A 22,968-nucleotide genomic window follows, 5' to 3' on the forward strand; every position below is an offset into this window, starting at 1 on the left:
TCCTCTCTGGTATGGTTTAGGGTTCGAGGCCCCAGACAAGCGTTCCTGCACGGTACAGCGTGACTTTGTTCCAATCCGCGAAGGTCGCTTGAGTACCCCCATAGGAATAGTCGTTGCTCTCATTGTAGGCTGTCCAATCGGACTTGTTGAAGCGTACTTGAATCTCCCCGCTGTCTGCCCCCGGAGCCAGGCTGCCTGCTCCTGCCGCAAAAGAAATCTCCAGATAAGAGTCGGCCAGGGTAACAGGTGTACTAAGCTTCCCGAAGGTTCCGCTCACGTTGCCGCTGCCGACCTGGGCATAGTCACAGTGGAATTCCTGCGGCTTGTCCCCGTCCACGGTGTAATAATAGCGCAGCTTCAGACCGCTGAGCGGAATGGCCTCGGTTCCCGTATTGACAATCCGGAACTGGCTGCGGATCTGGGAATCCCCGGGGCTCGTGTCATTGGTGCGGTACTGCACATGCAGAGCGCCGGCAGGCACAGTAATCTCGCGCGGCTTGGCAGTCACCTGGGCAGACGCTGTACTCTCGCCTACACTGTTCGTTGCAGTCACCACATAATAATAGTCCACACCATTGGTCAGCCCGCTGTCATTATAGACTGCTGCGGTTGCCGTACCCACTGTAGTGTACGGTCCGCCGCTCACCAGAGAGCGCTTGACTGTATACTTGGTTGCACCGCTGACTGCGTTCCAGCTCAAGGCTACGCTGGCATTGCCGGCTACAGCCTGAAGGCCGGACGGACGGGCCGGAACCTGCGGTTCACCTGGGGTCCCGCCGCCGGAAGGCAGCTCTCCGTACACTTTGACACCTGCATCGTATACCGGGATATAAGGATTTTTCGTTGCCGAGGAAGCATTCGCAGCCACTCCCTTGAAGGAGAAGTCATTGCTGTTGTCCCAGAAGGTAGTATTCAGCGGTCCGGCAATCCGGAACTGTACTTCCTTGCGGTAAGCAGACTGTCCGCCCGGATAGATCGGGGTGCCGGAGAAATCTACTTTGGTATAGTAGATATGGTTCGCTGCATCGTAAGGCAGCAGCTGCGAGACGGTGGCTCCCTGGTTATAGCCGCCTGCCTTGACGGTGATATCGCCAGGGCCATATCCTGCGGCAACAGCTTCACTGATGTCCAGATAGTAGTTGAAGGACAGCTGGCTGCTGGAACGGGCAGGCCATGCCGAACGGTTATTGAGAACCGCGCGGATCTCCACAAAATTGCTGCCGCTGGCATTCACAGAAGTCTCCGTGAACATCTCATCCTCACGCGTTTCGGCCGGCGGGAAGTTCGCAAGCGGGCTCTGCCCCTGCCCGTGGAGCATCATCATCCGGGCCAGAGAGCCGGTAAAGGCTGAATTGTAATCGGTTGCAACTTCATTTGAGACATAATCGCTGATCGCATCGGTGTAAGCATCGGTCTTGGAGGGTCCGCCAACGAGTGCGCCGTAGAGCACATGCCGGTGGTTGGCCGGAGTGGTCTGGCTGTCGCTCCAGGAGCCGTGTGAGGTGCGGTGGTGAGGATGCTCAGGTGCATTCGCGCCGAAGCCGATGACATAGCTGCTATTACGCGGATTATCGCCCAGCATATAATTAATCTGGCGCTCTGCGAAGGCCTGGGCGGTATTTTTTTTCACCGGATCAGTAACCCAGTCTGCATAGACAAAAGCAAGAAAAGCATGGTTGGCTGCATACCGCAGCGCCCCCCATTGATCCAGATGGGCCAGCCCGCCTGGAGTATACGCTACCCGGTCAGAGGTGCCGTTCACCCCGGTCGTCCAGAACTGCATATTGCGTTCCGTGGACTGGATGAACTTCGGGTCCTCGGTGATGCGGGACAGCAGGAGCTGCGCACCATAATGCTTGTCATCCCAGGATTGGGTCCATTGGTAGCCCCAGTCACCAGCCTGGTTGGTGCCCCACAGATCACTGGCGGCAATCGCCTTATCGAGATAGGTCTGCTCACCGGTCGCCAGGTATAGCCAGATACCGCCCCAGCTTAACTCATCCGCGTAACTACTCCACGAATTGTAATACTGCTTGGCGTCAGTGATAGTATCGGAGTAAGCTCCCCGGTACGTATCGGCAAAATTGTATAATTGCTTGGCATGCAGCAGGAGCTTGTCCGCATAAGCGGCATCTGAATCCCTGAAAATAATGGAAGCCGAGGCAAGGGCGGCGGCAGTCTCACCAGCCAGATCCGAGCCGGGATGTGCAGCATCAATCTTGTAAGCCGGGCGCGCCATAGGCATGACCTCCGCCGGTCCCCACCAGTTATGGTCCGCCGTGCCGTTACCCACCTGGCCCCACAACTCATTCGGTGCAGTATGCGCTTTCACAAAATAGTCTGTGGCCCAGCGGATATTGTCCAGAATCTCATCCAGCTGCCCGGACTGCACATAACCATCCTTGTATTCATAGACCGACCATGCCAGCATAGTCGCGGTGTACGCCATCGGAAATCCGAATTTGACATGATCCCCTGCGTCATACCAGCCACCCGTCAGGTCATGGCCGACATCGGCACCATCCTGCAGCCCCGAGTCGCCTCTCCATTCCACGCGGTTGTCCGCCGGCAGCTCACCCGAACGCTGTGCCTCGTAGAAATAGATCGATTTCTGCAGTGCCTCTGCATAATTAAATCCGGCGGTTGCCGCTTCGGTGACAGACGGGCGGACAGCCGTCCCTGAACCAATAGTGAAGGCTAACATCAGGCTTAGTGAAGCGATACAGCCGGTCTTCCGTTTACGTTGACTCATCCTTACTCATCTCCCTTCGTTTTCTTGCTTGTTCAGTCCGTCAGGACTCAGGCACGCACAAATACCTCCCCAGTGTCCATAATTAGACATAGTATTTGAGCACGTTCCATTTACCACCTCCATATTACAAATTAAGGTAAAATACCCCTACCTACACATATACCACATACAGTAAATTAATTCTATATATTTACATTATATTTTTCTGAGAATACCGGTTTTTTGTCAAAATATTTCCATTTCCATCATATTTATCGTTCAGCGTCAGCCATTGGTGGTGAGAATGTAGGAGTAAAATACAAAAGCCGAATCGCCCTGAGGAGTGCGCTTGTGCTTCTCGTTGGCCCGTTTGTCCCACGTTTGCTGAATTCAGGGGCATTAGTGCTCCTCATTCGCTCGTTTGGCCCACGTTTGCTGAATTCAGGGGCACTAGTGCTCCTCATAACTCAGTTTGCCACCTTCGGCTGGACCAGAGGGATTTTTCCCTTTCATTTGCTCATACGGCCTACTTTCAGCCGATTCAGTGGGATTTATCCCTCTCATTTCCTACCTGCAGCCCACTTTCCACCGTATCAGAGGGATTTATCCCTTTCATTTGCTCATACATCCCGCTTCCAGCCGATTCAGAGGGATTTTTCCCTTTCATTTTTGACCTCCACCTTCCAGCCGACATTCGGCTAGGTAAATCATCCAGCGAAGCCTGAACATTCAGCACACACTGCCAAACGAGCACACCCCGCCCTTTACCCAGAAGCCTACAACGTCAAAAAGAGCAGCCTCCTCCAGTTATGGAGAATGGCTGCTCTCTGTTTGTAAAATGTACAGTTTGTTTGTTGGTTGGAGCAGACAGAGCGAGTTTTCTTCGAAGCCCTATTGTCCGCGCCGCAGCTGCTGGTTATGGCGGATCTTCGCCTCGTTGCCCTGCTCGGTGGCCTGATAGAAGACCTTGCGGGAGATTGCCTTCGGCAGATAGTCCTGCTTCACATAATGGCCGGGGAAATTATGCGGGTACTGGTAGCCCTCATGGCCCAGCTGGGCCGCACCTTTATAGTGTGTATCCCGCAAATGCAGCGGCACCTCAGCCGACTTCAGATCCTCCAGACTGTTCATGACGTTGGCGATAGCGGTCACTACCCCGTCTGATTTTGGGCTCTCTACAGCGAACAGAATCGCCTGCGCGATATTCAGCTTCGCCTCCGGCCAGCCGTTATTGCGGTAGGCATCCAGCGCGCTGACCGCCTGGACCATCGCCTGCGGGTTGGCCAGGCCGATATCCTCGCTGCTGGCCGCAATTAATCTGCGGATGAAGGTCATAGGGTCCATTCCCAGCTTCTCCACCGCGTAGAGGAACCAGAACAGGGCGGCGTCACTGGAGCCGCGGATGCTTTTGTGAAAAGCGGACAGCACATCGTACTGCGTCGACTCGTCCGCTTTGACAATCGGGCGGCGGATCGATTCCTCCGCCACCGCAAGCGTAATGTGCACGCTGCCGTCACGCTCCGGCGCCGTAGTCATCGCCGCCAGCTCCAGCGCATTCAAGGCCCGGCGGATATCGCCGTTCGCCATCGCGGCGATATGCAGCAGCGCGTCTTCGTCTGCCTTCAGGTCCATGAAGCCGAGGCCCCGCTGATCGTCAGCAAGCGCCCGCTTCATCGCAATCAGGCTATGCCCGCTGGTCAGGGACTCCAGCTGGAACAAGGTCGAGCGGCTCATCAAGGCCCCGTTCACATAGTGGAACGGATTCTCCGTTGTCGCACCGATGAAGGTAATCGTGCCCTTCTCCACGGCCGGCAGCAGCGCATCCTGGCGGGAGCTGTTGAAGCGGTGTACCTCGTCCAGGAACAGAATCGTCTTCGAGCCGTACAGCGCCTTATTGCTCTGTGCGCGTTCAATGACCTCCCGCACATCCTTCACCGAAGCCTCCACCGCATTCAGCCGCACGAATTCACCTTGGGTGTGATGCGATATGATATGGGCCAGAGTGGTTTTGCCGCAGCCCGGAGGCCCGTACAGCAGGATAGAAGAGACCTGGTCCGCTTCAATCGCTCTGCGCAGCAGCTTGCCCTTGCCTACAATATGCTCTTGTCCGATATATTCATCCAGATTGCCGGGCCGCATCCGGTCTGCCAGCAGCCGTCCGCTCCCGTTGTCTTCACCCTGCGAGAATAAATCCATCCTTACACTTCCTTGCTATCATCTAAGATTTCAATAGAATACATACACTTCTCCTATCATACCATACCTGTCCCGAACGCAAGTAGAAACGGCTTTGCCGTCCTTTTACAGGACGGTACCGTTTCAGCGAGAAATAGAAGGATAAGTTATCGTGTGAAACATATAAATTCTATTATTTTTGGCTTGCAAAAATCACTCAGTCGTACGCTTCGGAAAATACATAATTAAAACACGTACTGGAGAGGTCAAACGGCAACGTTACCGCTGTAAATCCTGCCGTCAAACGTTTTATTTATCGAATGCATGATTGAGGGTTTTTCGCTGAGGAAAATGTGCCGAGTTGCTGTGTGATGAGGTAACACACGTAACCTTGTTTTACTGGCGGCATAAGATACTTGCTGCACTAAAACAAATTCCAACCGAAACATTTCAGGGAATCGTTGAAATGGACGAAACCTACTTCTTATACTCCGAAAAAGGCAGAAAGGACATCTCCGAACGTACGCCCCGAAAGCGAGGCGGCAAATCTAAGTATCGAGGCATCAGCAATGACCAAGTATGCGTAATGGTATCGCGACAAAGTATTTACAGCATTATCTGGCTTGGTTCCAACATTTAGACAGCAAGGAATACGAGAATACAATGTCGAATAAGAAACACATGTTGGTCAATTCTTGCTTGTTTACAGTAACGGACATGAACACCAAACTTCGATGTTCAGCGTATTCTTTCTGAATATATTGAAAGGTAGTTCTACTCTAAAAAAGTTAAGAAAGGAAGTGAACTAATGAATATTCGAAAGGCTACGATTGAAGAGCAGTTAACTCTGCAAAACTTACTTCAATTTTATATGTACGATTTTACTGAATACACTGAGGTCGATACTCTATCTAATGGTCTTTACCAAGGGATGCCAGATTTTAATTTGTATTGGAATGAGCCACAAAGTCGCCATCCTTTTTTAATAATGGTTAGTGATAAAATCGCTGGATTTGCCTTCGTGAAAAACAAAGAAACTGGTAAAGATATTCATATCCTGTCACATTTCTTTATATTGAGAAAGTACAGAATGAATGGATTGGGTACAGCGGCAGCCAAACAACTATTTACCCTCTTTAAAGGTAATTGGGAACTCTACCAACTTGAGAAGAATATACCAGCACAAAAATTTTGGCTAAGGGTTATTTCTGAAATTACTGATGGCAATTTTGTAGATGAATTTGAGAATGGAAGAAGATATCAATTCTTTTCTGTATAGAGGCAAATTAGCATTTTTTATACGCCCTTCCATGAGCGGCTTTCCTTTTATCGAAAAATCAACATTATAATTTAACATAGCCTTATTTTTAAAAAGAGCATGCCCCCGCCGCCACCGGCGGGAGCCATGCTCTTTGTTCTATAATTAGAACTCATATACGTTCTAGACTAGCGGTTCATCGCCAGCCGCGTTTGCCGCATTTTTGAAATGATCTTGCGGATGCTTTCTTCGGATAAGTGATATCTCTTCTGCAGCTCGTTCACCGAGCAGCCGCTGCTGTGACTACAGAAGATCTCTTCGTTGCGGGCAGCAATCTCTTGCCGGGAGCCGCTGTTCTCGCCCCATCTTACCCGTTCTTCCGCTTTCTTCGGGATGTATAACAGCTCACCCTGTATGTAACCCTGCAGCTCTTCGAGCAGCCCCGGGGGGAGCACATCCTTTCCATTGACGTAACTCACGTTCAATTTCCTCCTTCAACAGGTGTATTCTGTTCAGTCCGATCACTGTACTGTTCTGAATAATCATTCCACCTGCCTCCTTTCTTCTCCTCAAATTTGGTAAATCACCTAAATTCATTATATTAAACCCTACGGTTATCGTCTACATTCATTATGGATCAGCGGTCTGTCAGTGGTTGGTCAGTGTCATTCTTTATATTGTAGTAACCGGAATTACATATCCGCTCGTGTTCGCTCATTATACATAAGGAGGCCTCGCGGCCTCCCGTTTAACAGGTCTCCGTCTTAGACGGAAACCACCTCGTATTCTGAAAACATATCTTCAGCCTCCTTCCAGAAGTAATCTTGCCCGGCCGGACACTTATTATTAAGCCACAGGCCGCCCCGGGTTACAAGTTCAAGAATAGTTATAATCGTTCTCCACCTGAAGGCTGGCACGCGAACTCTTTTGGAAAGAGGGAGAATTGCAGAAATATTGGAGTACATTTTTTGACGAAAAACTAATTATTTAGTCGATCCCTGTCGAAATATATATTAAAATATCTAGTTACTTCGAGATATGGAAATAAATTTTAACGTCCATCCATTCAGAAATTCAGGAGGAACTTCCATGCCAACACCGAAAAACCCCCTAAAGCGCCTATTCCGTATCACGAAGCTCAGAACTGAACTGATGCTGCTTATCATTACAGCCATTGTACTGCCCTCGCTGGCTCTGGTGGCCATATCGACACAAACCTCAGAATCGGCTCTGCGCTCCAAAATGGAAGACACCACACGCTCCAGCATCCACCTCCTGGATAAAACACTGTCGCAGCTGATTCTGCTGGAGAGCGCCGGAGTGAATGAGCTGGCATACGAGATGAGCAGCGCGGGGCTAACGAACCATTCTCCACAGCTGCGCAAGCTGATCGACAACTTCAAGCTGGAGCATCCTGAGGTAGATATCGTGGCGATAGGCAACGAGGACGGGAAATACATGTTCGCGCCGGATTCCAAGCTGGACAATTATGATCCCCGCATACGCGACTGGTACATAGATGCACTTAAGACCCCGGAGACAACATCGGTGATCGATCCCATCTTCTCCAAAGTAACGAACAGCTACATTCTGCCGATCTCCAAGGCTTTTCCGGACGGCAAGGGGGCTGTTACGATCAGCATCAGCATGAAGGAGCTTATGGAGCTGGCGAAGAATGTCAGTCTGGGCGATAGCGGATATGTCTTCATCCTGGACGGCAATAACAAGGTGATCTATCACCCTGCCATGGAGATTGCATCGGAAGCCACAGGCGCAATGACAGCAGGAATTAAGCAAGGACCGGCGGGTAAAATCTCCTACAAGGATGCTGCAGCCGATACGCAAATGGACGGATACTACATTACCAATGAGCTGACCGGCTTCACCTTGGCCGGAGTGCTTCCAGAGAGTGAATATACGAAGGCGGTCTACCCGATTCTGTACAAATCAGCTATCGTTCTCGTGGTTGCGCTGCTGCTTGCTGCAGTAATTACCTTCCTGATTATCCGCCGGATTACCGGGCCGGTAGAACGCCTGAACCGTTCGGCCAAGCGGGTAAGCGAAGGGTATCTGGATGAATTCGTCCAGACCAGCCGCAGGGACGAGATCGGTCAGCTTGCCGGCAATTATAATGAAATGGTCTCTTCGCTGCGCACCATGGTGCAGGAGGTTGCCGAGACCTCCGGCCAGCTCGCCGCTGCCAGTGAACAGCTCACAGCCAGCACGGCCGAGAACAGCAAGGCAGTCGAGTATGTGACGGAGCTGGTGGAGGAATCCACCCGGGGCGTAGAGACCCAGGCGTATGCTTCCGCCGAAGTCGCTACAACGATGGAGGAGATGTCCACCGGCATCCAGAAAATCGCTTCCGCTTCAGAGGCGATTGTGAGCGCCGCTATACTTACGGAAACGGATGTCTCGACCGGCAGCTCCAGAATGCAGGAGGTGGGGGAGCAGATGAAAACGATCCGCGAATCGGTACAGCAGTCCGGCACCCTGATCGCTGAGCTTAACGGCTTAAGCACCAGAGTGGCTGAGACCAGCACGGCGATCTCCGCCATTGCCAAGCAGACCAATCTCCTGTCGCTGAATGCCGGCATCGAGGCGGCCCGGGCCGGTGAACACGGCCGGGGCTTCGCCGTAGTGGCGGGTGAAGTGCGCAAGCTCTCGGAGGCTACGAATAGCAGTGCCGGGCAGATTCAGGAGACCATCTCCGAGATGGTGGGCCTGATCGCCAGTGCTTATGATGTGATGAAGCATAAGGTGGCAGAGGATGTGGAGCAGGGCATGGCGCTTACTCTGGAGGCGGGCGAAGCCTTCCGGCAGATTGAGCAGTCCACCCGGCAGGTCGGCGAGCAGATCCATGAGGTGTCGGCCATTACGGAGCAAATGTCGGCCAGCAGCTCCCAAGTAGCCGCCTCCGTCCAGGAGATGGCCACCATCGCCCGGGCGGCGCTCGACTCCTTCCAGAGCGTAACCGCAGCTACCGAGGAGCAGCTTGCTTCGATGGAGGAGATCACCTCCTCCGCGGCGGGACTCTCCGGCATGGCTGCGGATATGCAGGGACAGGTGGAGCGTTTCCAGTTCGATGCGAAGAATAAGGCTTAATCATACAGAACCGCCCACAATGCAAAGCAGCGATCCTCCAATAAAGGAGAATCGCTGCTTTTTGTCTTCCATCAGGGCAACTCCGCCGGCCGTTACGGACTGAGTAGCGCTTATTTCGGATAAAGGTCATGATTTGGCAAAGTTACGGACACCATGGCCCTTATCAGCCGATATTCGGTTCATAAGCATCGATTGCTGAGACAATAAAGGCGCTACGGTCCGTTACAGCCCAAAAAGTGGCGTTTTCCTGAGAATAAGGGCGCTACGGTCCGTAAAGAGCCCGACTTGCCTTTGCGCTTATTGACGCATCGGTGGTTCGGCGGTTTTGGCGGCGCATCGGCGGTTCGGCGGATCTGTTTCGCCAAACCGCCGGAGCTGTTGTACCGGATCGTAGACGGATTGCCGCTGGTTCGGTTTCCGGGACCGCTTGACGCTGTCTCTCTCGGCCTATTGTACCTCTGGCTCCGGCCAGCCGGAGACGCTCTCCTCTGCGTTCAGTTGAACGTAAGGCGGCAATTCGCCGCCCCGCAGCAGCCACAGCTCATGCAGGGCACGTGTGCAGCCCACATACAGCAGCTTCGCATCCCAGGCCGCCGCTCCATAATGGGCGCTGTCTGCGTCTGCCAGAATGACGGCATCGAACTCCAGTCCCTTGGACAAGTAGACGGGCAGGATCGACAAGCCGCCGAGATATTCCGTGATGCTGCCGTCAATTAGATGAAGATCCTCGAACTGCGTTGCGAGCTCAGCGTACAGTAGAGAGGCTTCCCGCAGGCTGCGGGTCAATACCGCCACCGTGCGGTATTCGCGCCCGGAGAGCTGCGCCAGCGCGCTCTTGACCGCGCTGAGCCGCTGGTCCGCCGATGCAGCAGCCGCCGCTCCCGGCAGCACATCCTCCTCATAGGAGATCAGCCGCACAGGATTCCCGCTGCGGAAGACCGGCACAGCCAGCAGCTCGCTGCCGACGCCCGTGGACAGAATGCCGTTAGCGAACTCAATAATTTCCATCGTTGAGCGGTAGCTTCGGGTAAGTGCATGGTATGCAGTGTGTTCTTCGGCGAACAGCGTCTGCATCTCTCTCCAGGCATGCACTCCCTTGTAGGCGTGAATGCCTTGCGACAGGTCACCCAGAATGGTGAAGGAATGCCCCTTCACATACAGATCCAGTACGGCAATTTGGAACGGGGAGAAATCCTGCGCTTCATCGATCACGATATGGTCAAAGCGCACAGTACCTTCGTTACCGTTTAGAAGATAATGGATATAGAGCAGCGGAGGAAGATCCTCCTCGCGCAGAATCCCCTTCTTCAGCTCTTTGACGGTCTCCTTCAGCACGGATGGCGGAATCTCCTCCGGTGCTGCCGCCGGCCAGTCCTCCGGCACTTTCGCCGCCCGGAAGATCTGCTTATAGATGGCGAGCGGCTCGTATTTCGGCCACTTGGCGCTGTAGGCCTTCTCGCGGGCCGCGCCCTTCTTCTTGCGCTCCTTCAGCGCCGCCGCTGAAGGGCTCTTCTTCAGCTCCATCTCGATCCAGCGGTGAAGCCTTGCCATCACCCGCTCCTTGCGCTTCGCCGGAGGATACGGTGCGTATTCCTCATTGTGCCAGCGCAGAATCACCTGGCAGCTCAGCACCGCCCCGTCCCAAGGGCTGAAATCACCCTCCGGCACAGCACTGGTCTCCAGCAGCTTGACGCTGGATTCAATGACGCTCATCAGCACCGTTGAGCCTTTGAAGCGCCCGGGGGTCTCCTCCGTGATGACCGGCATCGCTCCCGCCGTCTCGAACCAGCGGCTCATGACCTCCGAAGCATCCTGCTCCGGCAAGTCCACACCCAGCACCTCTGCCGCCCAGTCCGGGAACGTGCTCTGGGCAATATTGCCGACGCCCAGCTCCGGCAGCACATCTGAAATATAGTCCAGGAACATGCGGTTCGGGGCGAAAATAATCATTTTCTCCGCCGAGACCTGCTCCTTGTATTGATACAATAAGAACGCCAGCCGGTGCAGCGCAACGGTGGTCTTACCGCTTCCTGCGACCCCTTGGATGATCAGCGCCGTGTTCTTGGCCGCCCGGATAATCTTGTCCTGCTCCTCCTGGATCGTGGAGACGATATCCCGCAGCCGGTTATCCTTGTTCTCCCCCAGCCGGTAGACCAGGAATTCATCCGATACCGCCGGTGCGTCGCTGTCACGGTTATACGTATCCGCCACCCGCTCCAGGATCTGCTTGCGAATCACCACGTTGCGCTTGAGATAGACCAGCCCTTCAATCAGCCCGTCCGGCGCTTCATACGAGGCGGCTTCTGTTCCTCCGGTAAAAGAATAAAACAGGCTTGCCACCGGTGCCCGCCAGTCAATGACAAGCGGACGGTCGCTTACCTGCTCGCGGTCTACGCCGATTTTGCCGATATAGAGTGCCTTGCGGTCTTCCTCATCATTGCCCTGAAAATCAAGCCGTCCGAAATAAGGCTCCTGCCTAAGCTTGGCAAGATCTTTGCGCCTCTGCTCCCTTGAATCCTCCAACACCTGTTCGGTATAATCGTGTCCCGTGTACACTGGTGTCGAGCGCAGCCGCTCAAGGGTGGAATCAATCTCTGTCAGCACGTGGTTCAGCCTGTCTTCTTCCTCTTGATAGGCACTTTGAAAGTTGTCTTCCAATTTCAGTTACCTCCTAAAAGTTGTGTGAGCTGTCCATCATAACACAGCAGAGCGGGGAAAGCCATATTTTTCAAACTGCTGTCCACGCGGAGGACAAGCGGATGAGAGAAGGGGTGCTTCCCCCTTCCCCCTTTGCCGTTAGCCCATCAGCGCATGCAGCACGAAGTTCGCGATGAACAGTCCGGCAATACCATACAAGGCAGGAGGAACCTCCTTGCCTTTGCCGGAAGCCAGCTTCACCAGCGGATAGGTGATGAAGCCAAACGCCATGCCGTCCACGATGCTGTAGGTGAAGGGAATCATCACCATGACCAGGAAGGCCGGGAACAGCTCCGTCATGTCGCCGAGATCCATCTCGCGCACACTCTGCACCATCAGCCCGCCGATCACGATCAGAATCGGCGCAATCGCACTGTCCGGCACATAAGCCAGCAGCGGGATGAACAGGAAGGTCGCGCCGAACAGCAGGCCGGTGACGAGTGAGGTTAAGCCGGAGCGGCCCCCTGCCGCAATCCCGGCGGTGGATTCGGCAGCGGCGACTACCGGGCTGCTGCCGAACAGACCTGCCGCGATGTTGGCGAGCGAGAGCGCCCGCAGACTGCTTTTGAAGCGTTCCGGGCGTCCTGCCATCAGCGTCTGGGAAGCGATCAGGCCGATATTCTCAAACACCACAATCAGCAGCAGCAGGAAAACGGCAATCCAGAAGACGAGGCTGACGAATCCGCTCCAGTCCATACTGGCGAACACGCTGCCGTAACCGCTGAACACATGTCCCGGCTCGGTATTCTTCGGCGCATGAGCGGCCCCCAGCAGATAGGCGAGCCCTGTGCCGACGAGCATACTGATCAGCAGACCGCCGCGTGTGCCGCGGATGAACAGCACCAGCGCCAGCAGCAGCGTCACCACCGAGGTAATGACCGCAGGATCACTGAAATGCCCGATGGCGACGAAGGTGGTGGCGTGGGCAATGACAATCCCGCTTTTTTGCAGGCCGATGAAGGTCAGGAACAGCCCGATGCCAACTGTGATCGCATGCTGCAGATTATGGGGAATCGCGTCGCTAAGAATGCGGTAGAGCGAGGTGAAGGCCACAATGGCAAACAGCACCCCGGTCACCACTACCACGGCCAGCGCCTCACGCCAGTCCAGCTTCATGGAATGCACCAGCGTATAGGTGAAAAAGGCATTGATCCCCATACCCGGGACCACGATAATCGGCGTTTTGCCGCCAAACGCCATGAGCAGGCAGCCTGTGACCGCTGTCAGCAGCGTGGCAACCATCCCGGCCCGCAGCGGCATGCCTGCATCGGCCAGGATCGCCGCGTTAACCATTACAATATATACCGAAGCGAAATACGACAGGATGCCGGCCGCCCATTCCTGCTTCCAGTTGTCGCCCGGCTCCATTCCCACGCTATTCCGCCAAATATTCGATTTCATGTAACAACCTCCACTTAAGTTCTTCTCATAGGATGTCAAATATCTCTCCACAAAACATACCGTAAAAATATCCCCACAAAGTGAGGGTTTGCTTCGATGTTTACTCAGGTACTTTGCGGGGGCCCCAAAACATACCGTAATAAAAGGGCATATAGCCGGAAGCCGGCTACACACCCTTTTACCTGATAGAATTCATTCAAATGTTATGCCGCCCGTTTCGAGCAAATCCCGTACCGTTACACTGACCATAATCAGGCCGACTACAGGGGGGACAAAAGAAGTACTGGCCGGAGGCTGCTTCGCCTTGCGCCGGTCCGGCGCATTCGCAGGCACAATCTGCTCCGTCACATCTTCGCGCGGCTTCACAGGCTTCTCGGTGGAGAAGACCACCTTCACACCCTTCTTGATGCCTTCCTTACGCAGTCTGGTGCGGATCACCCGGGCAATCGGGTCCATGGTAGTCTTGGAGATGTCGGCGACCTGGAAGCGGGTCGGGTCCATCTTGTTGGCCGCTCCCATGCTGGAGATCAGCGGGATCTTCCGGGCCAGACATTCCTTGATCAGGTGAATCTTATAGATAATCGTATCCGAAGCGTCAATCACATAGTCCAGCTTGTATTTGAACAGCTCCTCATACGTCTCTTCGGTATAGAACATATTCAGCGCAATCGCTTCGCAGTCCGGATTAATCAGCTTGATGCGGTCCACCATCAGATCGGTTTTGTTCTGGCCGATGGTCGTGGTCAGCGCATGGAGCTGGCGGTTGATGTTGGTAATATCGACCGAATCCTTATCAATCAGGATAATGCGGCCGATTCCGGTCCGGGCCAACGCTTCCGCTGCCATAGCGCCAACTCCGCCGATCCCCAGCACAGCTACTGTGCTGTTCTTCATAATCTCCAGGCCCTCCGGCCCGATCGCCAGCTCCGTACGCGAGAACTGATTCAGCATGATGTCAGCCTCCTTGGGCAAGGCTTCCGGGACGTCACTATGCTCTCCTGGTGCGCCCCGTCAGTCCATAGTTGATTTATTTCTTTTCTTTTTCCGGTTTCGGTGCCAGCTTGATGTGCAGCTGCTCCAGCTGTCCCGCATCCACCGGGGACGGGGCATCCATCAGCAGGTCCGTTGCACTTGCCGTCTTAGGGAAGGCAATGGTCTCACGCAGATTCGTGCGGCCCGCCAGCAGCATAATCAGACGGTCGAAGCCAAACGCGATGCCGCCATGCGGAGGCGTGCCGTATTCAAAGGCATCCATCAGATAGCCGAATTTCTCATAGGCCAGCTCCTGCGAGAAGCCGAGTGCATTGAACATTTTCTCCTGAACGTCACGCTTGTAGATACGCTGGGAACCGCCGCCCACCTCGTAGCCGTTCAGCACCAGGTCATACGCCTGTGCGCGGATGGCGCCAGGATCGGTATCGAAGAGATGCAGGTCTTCGTCCATCGGACGTGTGAACGGGTGATGCTCAGCCACATAACGCTTCTGGTCCTCATCGTAGCCGAGAAGCGGGAATTCCGTTACCCAGGCGAATTTGAACACACTGTCGTCGATCAGACCAAGCTGGCGGCCGATCTTCAGACGTAAGGCGCCAAGTACATCGGCTACCACCTTCTTGGTATCAGCAGAGAAGAGCAGCAAGTCACCATCCTCGGCACCTGTGCGCTCCTTCACGGCAGCGATTTCTTCCTCGGAGAAGAACTTCACAATCGGTCCCTTGAACTCGCCGTCTTTGACCTGAATCCAGGCCAGACCCTTGGCGCCGTAGCGTGCAGCGTATGGTCCAAGATCGTCAATCTCCTTACGTGTCCAGGTGCCGCAGCCCTTGGCGTTCAGACATTTCACTTCTCCGCCCTTCTCGATCACGGAAGCGAATACCTTCACGCCGCTCTCAGCAACGATATCATTCATCTCTACCAGCTCCAGGCCAAATCGCAGGTCCGGCTTGTCCGAGCCGTATTTGCCGATCGCTTCGGCATAGGTCAGCCGCTGGAACGGTGCGGATACCTCAACCCCAACCGTCTCCTTGAGCAGGCGCTGCATGAGCTTCTCCATCATCGACAGCAGCTCATCCTGCGGCATGAACGAGGTCTCAATATCGAACTGCGTGAATTCCGGCTGGCGGTCAGCGCGCAGGTCCTCATCACGGAAGCAGCGGGCCATCTGGTAATAACGCTCGATACCGCCGACCATCAGCAGCTGCTTGTAGATCTGCGGTGACTGCGGAAGCGCGAAGAATTCCCCTTCATGCACACGGCTTGGCACGAGATAGTCACGTGCGCCTTCCGGCGAGCTTTTGGTCAGGATCGGCGTTTCTACATCAATGAAGCCTTCGTTGTCCAGGAAATCGCGGAAGATCTTCGCAGCCTTGGAACGGAGCAGCAGCGTCTTGTGCATCTCCGGACGGCGCAGATCCAGGTAACGGTATTTCATACGCAGGGATTCGTCTACTTCCACTCCGTCTTCGATGAAGAATGGAGGCGTCTTGGCCGCATTCAGCACTTCGATGTCTGTAATCTGTACTTCGATCTCACCGGTCGGCAGGTTGCGGTTAACGGTCTCCTCATCGCGCTTAACCACCGTACCTGTCACGGACAGCACGTATTCACTGCGGACCTTATCGGCAATCTGCAGCGCTTCTCCGGAATAGTCAGGGTTGAATACAATTTGTACAATCCCTGTCCGGTCGCGCAGATCAATGAACAGCACCCCTCCAAGGTCACGGCGGGTCTGCACCCAACCGTTCAATGTTACTGTCTCACCGATACTTGCTGTCGTTAATTGTCCACAGTTATGGCTTCTGGTCATCTTTTATCCTACCCCTTCATGATTAAAATTACATATGCTTGCCTTTTCGCCTAATTCTGAATCAGCGCCTCTGCCAGTTCGTCCAGCTTCACAGTCCGCTGCTCGCCGGTCTCCATCGACTTCAGTGCGATGACGCCGCTATTCAGCTCGTCTTCACCAAGAATCGCCGTATAACGGGCTGACATACGGTCCGCCGACTTCATCTGCGCCTTCATCTTGCGTCCCAGGTAATCGCGCTCCGCAGAGAATCCAAGACTGCGCAGACGGAACAGCTGCTTCGTGATCTCCAGATCTGCCGCTTCACCTAATGCGACGAAGTACACATCCAGCGGCTTCGCCGCTTCCAGCGCCACACCCTGATTCTCCAGAATCAGCAGAATCCGCTCCAGGCCAATCCCGAACCCGATGCCCGGTTGATCCGGCCCGCCGATCTCCTCGACCAGACCGTTGTACCGGCCGCCGCCGCCCACCGTGTCGATAGAGCCAATGCCTGCCGCTTTATACTCAAACGCTGTATGCGTGTAATAATCAAGGCCGCGCACCAGGCGGGGGTTGATGCTGTACTCCACACCCATCACATCCAGATGCCCCTTCACCTTCGTAAAATGCTCTGTACACTCTTCATCCAGGCTGTCCAGAATAGAAGGTGCACCGCCGAACTTGTCCTGATCAACCTTGCAGTCCAGCACGCGCAGCGGGTTGCGTTCCATCCGCCGCTGGCAGTCGCTGCACAGGCTCTCTCTCATCGGTCTCAGGAAATCCAGCAGCTTCTCGCGGTAAGCCGCACGGCTCGGCGCATTGCCGACCGAGTTCAGCTCTACCCGCACATCCTTCAGCCCCAGATCAATGTAGAACTGGTATCCAAGCGAGATGACTTCAGCATCAATCGCCGGGTCCACCGCGCCGAACGCTTCGATGCCGAACTGATGGAACTGGCGGTATCTGCCGGCCTGCGGACGTTCATAACGGAACATCGGTCCGATATAATACAACTTGCTGACATCCGGCTCCCCGTACAACTTGTTCTGGACATACGCGCGTACCACGCCTGCTGTCCCTTCGGGACGAAGCGCCAGATCGCGGTCGCCCTTATCCTTGAAGGTATACATCTCACCTTCTACAATATCCGTTGTTTCGCCGACTCCGCGCTCGAACAGCCCGGTGTGCTCGAACAGCGGGGTGCGGATCTCCCGGTAATTGAAGCGGCGGCACAGCTCTCTGGCCTTAGCCTCCACAACCTGCCATTTCTCTACTGCACCCGGCAGCACATCCTGTGTACCTGTTGGTTTCTCAAATCTTTCTTTAGCCACAGTCTATCCCTCCTGAAAATAACCCCTTAAAACAGCAAAAAACCCCTCATCCCTGTTCAATTACAAACAGGGACGAGGGATTATCATAACCAATAATTCACCCGTGGTACCACCCACATTCCGGGCTTAGCAACTTGCTCTGCGTAAGCTCCGCTCTAAGCGGTTAACGCCCGCCTACGCGCAATCGGCTACTGACTGTAGGCAACCCTGCTGCCTGCGTTCGCCGTGCGTTCTCGGGGAGGTCATTCGTCCGTTCATCAACAGAATCCTTACAGCCTTGCGGATCAGCGTGCGGTCCTCCTTACCTGGACGACAGCCATGATCTGCGGGATTCCTCTCTGGGGTTGTGGGTTACGGATTACTTGGTCCCGTCATCAAAACAATATAAACTTACCTATACTGTTAGATTCTACTGAACCACTGCGCTAAAGTCAAGGATTGAATAAAATAAGCTGTCACCAGTCAGCGTTCCTTCAGCCAAGTGGACTGAAATACCGCTATTGGGGCAAAAACTCCTCATTCTCAGCTTAAGCGGACTCAGATTCCGCTATGCACCTACATATGCCTCGTTATCCGCTCAAATCAGCCTAATAACGGAATGTCAGTCCGCGTCTGCCGCAAAAAAACAGTTTGTGGACAAATAGGCGCTTCTCAGTCCGCTTCATTACTTCACTCTAATGACACTCCATGTTGCTTGAAATCTCCCCAAAAATAAAAAAGTGACCTGCAGCCGATTGCTGCAGGTCCATCATCATATATTATAAAAAAGGGGGTCATGCTTCTATTATAAACACGCTATATTAAGGAATCATGAATGTAGTGTTACAGTTGCATTACAGAAAAGAAAGCGTTTCACCAAGCCGTCCAAATTCCCGCTGTCATGCTAATCCATAGGTTACACCATCCCCCAGCTCCTGTCTATATCTATGACGCTGTCCTCGCCTTTTATTCTGCATATAAAACAGCTCCAGCCTCTCCATAACGGAGGGCTGGAGCTGAAATGTATACCGGCGGGAACCGCGGTCCCTTTTAATCAAAAATCTCCACATAGGCCTGCTTGCCGCGCAGAACCTCTACAACCTCGTTGTAATGATTCTCGGCTACCTTGAGATCCATCACATAATGCAAGTGCTCCAGGTCACTGCTTGTCAGCTCTTCCCCTCTATGCACTTCGCCCTCCGTGCGTACTTCATCGGCGCGTACTTCATCCGTACGTTTCAGATCATCCTCTGCCGCAACTGCCGGGACAATGGCCGCCCCGGACCCCATACCTGTTGCACCTCCGGCAGCGTAAACACCTCCGGCACCTGTTGAAGCGGTATTGGTGGAGCCCAGCGGTATTAGAATGTTGCGCCGGTTATTTACTCCATTATCCAAAGGGTCCGTTAAAGCCGATACCTCAATCCCCTCTACACCGTAAGGAATCAAAGAAGTCTTAGCACCTTCCGCTGCATCTTCTGTACTGAAATAGGCTTGGATTCTTCTAGTCATTGTAAATCCCTCCCATAAAGTTGTATTATGCCAAACGGGTTATGCATGTATTTCTTGTATTACAACACCTTAAGCAGCTCACGCACAAAAGCGGGCTCATCCTTGGGTGTGCGTGAAGTAATGTAATTGCCGTCTACGACGACCTCTTCATCCTTGAACTCCGCACCGGCATTGATCAGATCATCCTTCAGCGGCGGATAGGAGGTAAGTGTGCGGCCTTGCAGCAATTCAGCGCTGATCAGAATCTGCGGGCCGTGGCAGATCGCGGCAATCGGCTTGCCTGCACGGTCAGCATCCTTCACGAATTGCAAAATATCCGGGTCAAGACGAAGATTCTCCGGCGAAGATCCGCCCGGAATGACTATCGCATCATACTCTGCAGCCGTGACCTCGCTGATCGCTTTATCGGCGGCATAGGATACGCTTCCTTTTTTGCCGAGCAGGGTCTCATTTTTCTTCAGACCGATGATTTCTGCCTGATGTCCTGCCTGCAGAACTTCTTCGTAAGGAACCTTCATTTCAGAATCTTCAAAGTCATTGGCGAGTAGAAAAGCTACTTTACTCATGAGATCCATATCTCCTCTCTAGGGCTGCTGTCGTCTCGTCAATCTATTACCCTCATTCCCCCGTTTTATAACGAAGCCTAAGCATTTCCCGTAAATTCTGTACCGTCCCTAATGCCTACGCGCCAAGTGGAAACGACTTTGCCGTCCTTTTACAGGACGGTACCGTTTAAGCGAGAAATAGAAGGATAATGGATAGCGTGAAACCTATACATTCTTATATTTTCAAAAAAATCCACTCCCCGCATACCTTCGCTCCAGTTAGGTACGCGGCAAAAGACCGCGGCCTCTACGCTGGAGTCCCTGCGGTTCCTTCGGGTCCCCGGCTTCCTTGGCTGTCACTGAGGCTTCGGTCATCGACCCGGCCACGTGGGCCTGAATCATGTTCCACATCCATGCTTTTGGTGCTTGTCTCATTCTGCTTGCTCCCCGCACTTGAATAATGGTGCATCATTCATAGTCTATCCAGCCAGGGCTGCTGCTATCCCGCTTGGTTAACTAGAAGCAAAAAGACCCCACCTTGTGGAGTCCCGTGATGTATCTTATCAAGTGGAAACGGCTTTGCCGTCCTTTAAAGCGGCGTCTGCCCGGCTCTAATCCTAACCCTTGCTGTCCAGCAGCAGCGTAACCGGTCCCCAGTTGGTCAGGGCGACATCCATCATCGCTCCGAACACGCCGGTCTCAACCTGTAGCCCTCCGGCACGCAGCATCTGGTTGAAGTAGTCGTAGAGCCGCTCTGCCTCAGCCGGAGCCGCTGCCGCCATGAAGTTAGGGCGTCTGCCCTTGCGGCAGTCCCCGTACAGTGTGAATTGGGAGACGGACAGAATGGCCCCGCCGGCCTCTGTCACACTATGGTTCATTTTACCGGCATCATCCTCGAAAATCCGCAGTCCGGCAACCTTGTCAGCCAAATACTTGGCATCCTTCTCTGTATCCTCATGGGTTACGCCGACAAGCAGCATCAGGCCCTCTCCAATCGCTCCGGTCACTGCACCGTCCACCGTCACACTGGAGTTCTTGCAGCGCTGTACAACGACTCTCATCTCATCCTTCAGCTCCTTGCCTTAGGGACCTATTGCATAATACGGTTAACGGTATACACATCCTTGACCCGCTTCACTTTGTCGACCACAGACTGCAGGTGATCGGTATTGCGGATCAAAATTGTCATATGGATCATCGCCATCTTGTTCTTGTCGGAGCGCCCCGTGACCGCTGAAATATTGGTCTTGCTCTCCGATACCGCCTGCAGCACCTCATTCAGCAGCCCGTTGCGGTCGTGGCCGGTAATCTCAATATCGACGCTGTAATTAGCCTCCATACTGCCTTCCCACTCCACTTCAATCACGCGGGCTGCTTCCTCCCCGTCCATCTCGTTCGGAATGTTCGGACAATCCTCACGGTGCACCGATACGCCCCGTCCACGGGTCACATATCCGATGATATCGTCGCCCGGCACAGGATTACAACATCGTGCGAAGCGTACCAGCAGATTGTCGATTCCCTTGACACGGACCCCGTTAGTCGGCTGGTTGCGCTTCTCTCCGCTGGATTTGATCGCCTTCATCTCGGAGGTAAGCTCCAGATGGCCTGCGGCCTCCTCCTGGTCCTTACGCAGCTTCTCAGTCAGCTTGGAAGCAATCTGCGCTGCGGTAATCCCGCCGAAGCCGACCGCTGACAGCATATCCTCCACATCATTGAAGGCGAACTTCTTGGCAGCCTCGGACAATTTGTCCTCCGTCAGCCAGTCAGAGACCTCCACGTTCAGGCGCTTCAGCTCGCGTTCGATGGCCTCCCGGCCCTTCTCCACGTTCTCCTCGCGCTTCTCCTTCTTGAACCACTGCTTGATCTTGCTCCGCGCATGTGAGGACTGGGCAATCTTCAGCCAATCGCGGCTTGGACCGTAAGAATTCTTCGAAGTCAGAATCTCCACGATATCCCCGGTCTTCAGCTTATGGTCAAGCGGAACAATACGCCCGTTCACCTTGGAGCCGATTGTCCGGTTCCCGACCTCGGTATGAATGCGGAACGCGAAATCCAGCGGCACCGAGCCGGCAGGCAGCTCCACTACCTCACCCTTAGGCGTGAATACGAAGACCAGATCAGAGAAAAAGTCCATCTTCAGCGATTCTACAAATTCTTCGGCATCCTTGGCTTCGTGCTGAAGCTCCAGAATCTCGCGGAAGAACGGCATCCGGTTCTCGGGATTGACGTTGTTGTTGCTGCTGCCTTCCTTATACGCCCAGTGGGCGGCGATCCCGAATTCGGCCGTGCGGTGCATCTCCCAGGTGCGGATCTGAACCTCCGTCGGCTCTCCTCCCGGACCTACTACGGTTGTATGCAAAGACTGATACATGTTCGCCTTGGGCATAGCAATATAGTCCTTGAAACGGCCAGGCATCGGCTTCCAAAGCGTATGAATAATGCCCAAAGTGGCATAACAATCCTTAATATTGTCGACGATAATGCGGATAGCCAGCAGATCATAGATCTCGTTGAACTGCTTGTTCTTCGTGTTCATCTTGTTATAGACACTGTAGATATGCTTCGGGCGTCCCGAGAGATCGCCTTCGATGCCCATTTCATCGAGCTTGGCGCGGATGCGGCCGATGACACTGTCAATGAACTGCTCGCGTTCTGCCCGCTTCTTGTGTACAAGATTCGCAATCCGGTAGTACTGCTGCGGGTTCAGGTAACGGAGTGCAATATCCTCCATCTCCCACTTGATCGCAGAGATCCCCAGCCGGTCCGCAATGGGACAAAAGATCTCCAGCGTCTCATAAGAAATCCGGCGCTGACTCTCTTCAGACTGGTATTTGAGCGTACGCATATTATGCAGACGGTCCGCCAGCTTAATCACGATCACCCGGATATCCTGGGCCATAGCGATGAACATCTTGCGGTAGTTCTCGTTCTGCTGCTCTTCCTTGGAGCGGAAGCGGATGCGTTCCAGCTTGGTCAGGCCGTCCACCAGCATGGCGCAGGTATCGCCAAATTTCGTGCGGATCTGCTCCAGGGACACCGTCGTATCTTCCACAACATCATGCAGCAGCGCAGCAATGATGGATATGACATCCATTTGCATATTGACGACAATATCTGCGACCGCCAGCGGATGCAGAATGTATGGCTCCCCCGACTTCCGTACCTGCCCGTGATGAGCCTGATCGGCGAATTCATAAGCTTCACGGATGCGGAGAAGATCTTTTTCTTTTATATAGGCGCCAGCCTTTTCGGTTAGTTGCTCTATGCCCATTCTCGTCGTATCCGTTTCCCTTCTATAATAAAATGAACCTGCAAGCATGCAGAATTTGCAGGTTCCATACGTTCCCGGCTGCATTGCGCTCAGGTTAAAGTTGTCTATAATTATGACGCTTACGAAGGATTCCGTCAACACTTGCCATAGCGTGGTATTCCTGTCAGGGAAAGGG

15 protein-coding genes and 1 pseudogene are annotated in these 22,968 nt (G+C 53.9%); 3 read left to right on the forward strand and 13 right to left on the reverse strand.

The genetic code is table 11. The features are described 5' to 3' along the window. Positions 1–16 precede the first annotated feature (16 nt). A complete protein-coding gene (locus MKY86_RS23415; protein WP_076082207.1) occupies positions 17–2,752 on the reverse strand; it encodes a glycoside hydrolase family 9 protein in 2,736 nt (911 codons plus the stop codon). Positions 2,753–3,622: 870 nt separating this feature from the next. Continuing rightward, entirely contained in the window at positions 3,623–4,927 is a 1,305-nt protein-coding gene (locus tag MKY86_RS23420) for a replication-associated recombination protein A (RefSeq protein ID WP_076081663.1), read from the reverse strand. Between the two features lie 184 nt (positions 4,928–5,111). Here MKY86_RS23420 and MKY86_RS34205 point away from each other — a divergent pair. Both MKY86_RS34205 and MKY86_RS23430 read left to right on the forward strand, forming a co-directional pair. Continuing rightward, a pseudogene (locus MKY86_RS34205) lies at positions 5,112–5,504 on the forward strand (IS1595 family transposase); the annotation flags it as partial. Between the two features lie 210 nt (positions 5,505–5,714). Then, positions 5,715–6,185 (forward strand): GNAT family N-acetyltransferase, encoded by a 471-nt coding sequence (locus tag MKY86_RS23430; protein WP_076081665.1) that lies wholly within the window; start codon positions 5,715–5,717, stop codon positions 6,183–6,185. A gap of 167 nt (positions 6,186–6,352) precedes the next feature. On the opposite strand, the gene MKY86_RS23435 is transcribed toward MKY86_RS23430, so the two are convergent. Further along, complete coding sequence (locus tag MKY86_RS23435) at positions 6,353–6,643, reverse strand: CD3324 family protein (protein ID WP_036690524.1); 291 nt, start codon at positions 6,641–6,643, stop codon at positions 6,353–6,355. Between the two features lie 610 nt (positions 6,644–7,253). On the opposite strand from MKY86_RS23435, the gene MKY86_RS23440 reads away from it, so the two are divergent. Beyond that, entirely contained in the window at positions 7,254–9,269 is a 2,016-nt protein-coding gene (locus tag MKY86_RS23440; protein ID WP_076081666.1) for a methyl-accepting chemotaxis protein, read from the forward strand. 447 nt (positions 9,270–9,716) lie between these two features. Here MKY86_RS23440 and MKY86_RS23445 read toward each other — a convergent pair whose 3' ends face one another. From MKY86_RS23445 to MKY86_RS23490, 10 genes are all read right to left on the reverse strand, one after another. Continuing rightward, positions 9,717–11,927, reverse strand: a complete 2,211-nt coding sequence (locus MKY86_RS23445) for a HelD family protein (protein WP_076081667.1) — start codon at positions 11,925–11,927, stop codon at positions 9,717–9,719. A 138-nt stretch (positions 11,928–12,065) separates the two neighbouring features. Beyond that, positions 12,066–13,367, reverse strand: coding sequence for an NCS2 family permease (locus MKY86_RS23450; RefSeq protein WP_076081668.1), 1,302 nt, complete (start codon positions 13,365–13,367; stop codon positions 12,066–12,068). A 192-nt stretch (positions 13,368–13,559) separates the two neighbouring features. Beyond that, positions 13,560–14,318, reverse strand: coding sequence for a tRNA threonylcarbamoyladenosine dehydratase (locus MKY86_RS23455; RefSeq protein ID WP_076081669.1), 759 nt, complete (start codon positions 14,316–14,318; stop codon positions 13,560–13,562). 76 nt (positions 14,319–14,394) lie between these two features. Further along, complete coding sequence (gene aspS / locus MKY86_RS23460) at positions 14,395–16,173, reverse strand: aspartate--tRNA ligase (protein ID WP_076081670.1); 1,779 nt, start codon at positions 16,171–16,173, stop codon at positions 14,395–14,397. Positions 16,174–16,223: 50 nt separating this feature from the next. Further along, positions 16,224–17,483 carry a histidine--tRNA ligase gene (gene hisS / locus MKY86_RS23465; protein WP_076081671.1) on the reverse strand — a complete coding sequence of 420 codons (1,260 nt, stop codon included), beginning with the start codon at positions 17,481–17,483 and terminating at the stop codon, positions 16,224–16,226. Positions 17,484–18,512: 1,029 nt separating this feature from the next. Then, entirely contained in the window at positions 18,513–18,974 is a 462-nt protein-coding gene (locus MKY86_RS23470) for a hypothetical protein (protein ID WP_036732344.1), read from the reverse strand. Between the two features lie 59 nt (positions 18,975–19,033). Continuing rightward, complete coding sequence (locus tag MKY86_RS23475; protein WP_036732345.1) at positions 19,034–19,540, reverse strand: type 1 glutamine amidotransferase domain-containing protein; 507 nt, start codon at positions 19,538–19,540, stop codon at positions 19,034–19,036. A 258-nt stretch (positions 19,541–19,798) separates the two neighbouring features. Continuing rightward, positions 19,799–19,954 carry a hypothetical protein gene (locus tag MKY86_RS23480; protein ID WP_340827532.1) on the reverse strand — a complete coding sequence of 52 codons (156 nt, stop codon included), beginning with the start codon at positions 19,952–19,954 and terminating at the stop codon, positions 19,799–19,801. A 182-nt stretch (positions 19,955–20,136) separates the two neighbouring features. Next, entirely contained in the window at positions 20,137–20,580 is a 444-nt protein-coding gene (gene dtd / locus MKY86_RS23485; protein ID WP_076081672.1) for a D-aminoacyl-tRNA deacylase, read from the reverse strand. 29 nt (positions 20,581–20,609) lie between these two features. Further along, entirely contained in the window at positions 20,610–22,793 is a 2,184-nt protein-coding gene (locus MKY86_RS23490) for a RelA/SpoT family protein (protein ID WP_036732347.1), read from the reverse strand. Positions 22,794–22,968 lie beyond the last annotated feature (175 nt).

The sequence above is a fragment of the Paenibacillus sp. FSL R7-0333 genome, assembly GCF_038000365.1.
Classification (GTDB): Bacteria; Bacillota; Bacilli; order Paenibacillales; family Paenibacillaceae; genus Paenibacillus_AQ; species Paenibacillus_AQ silagei.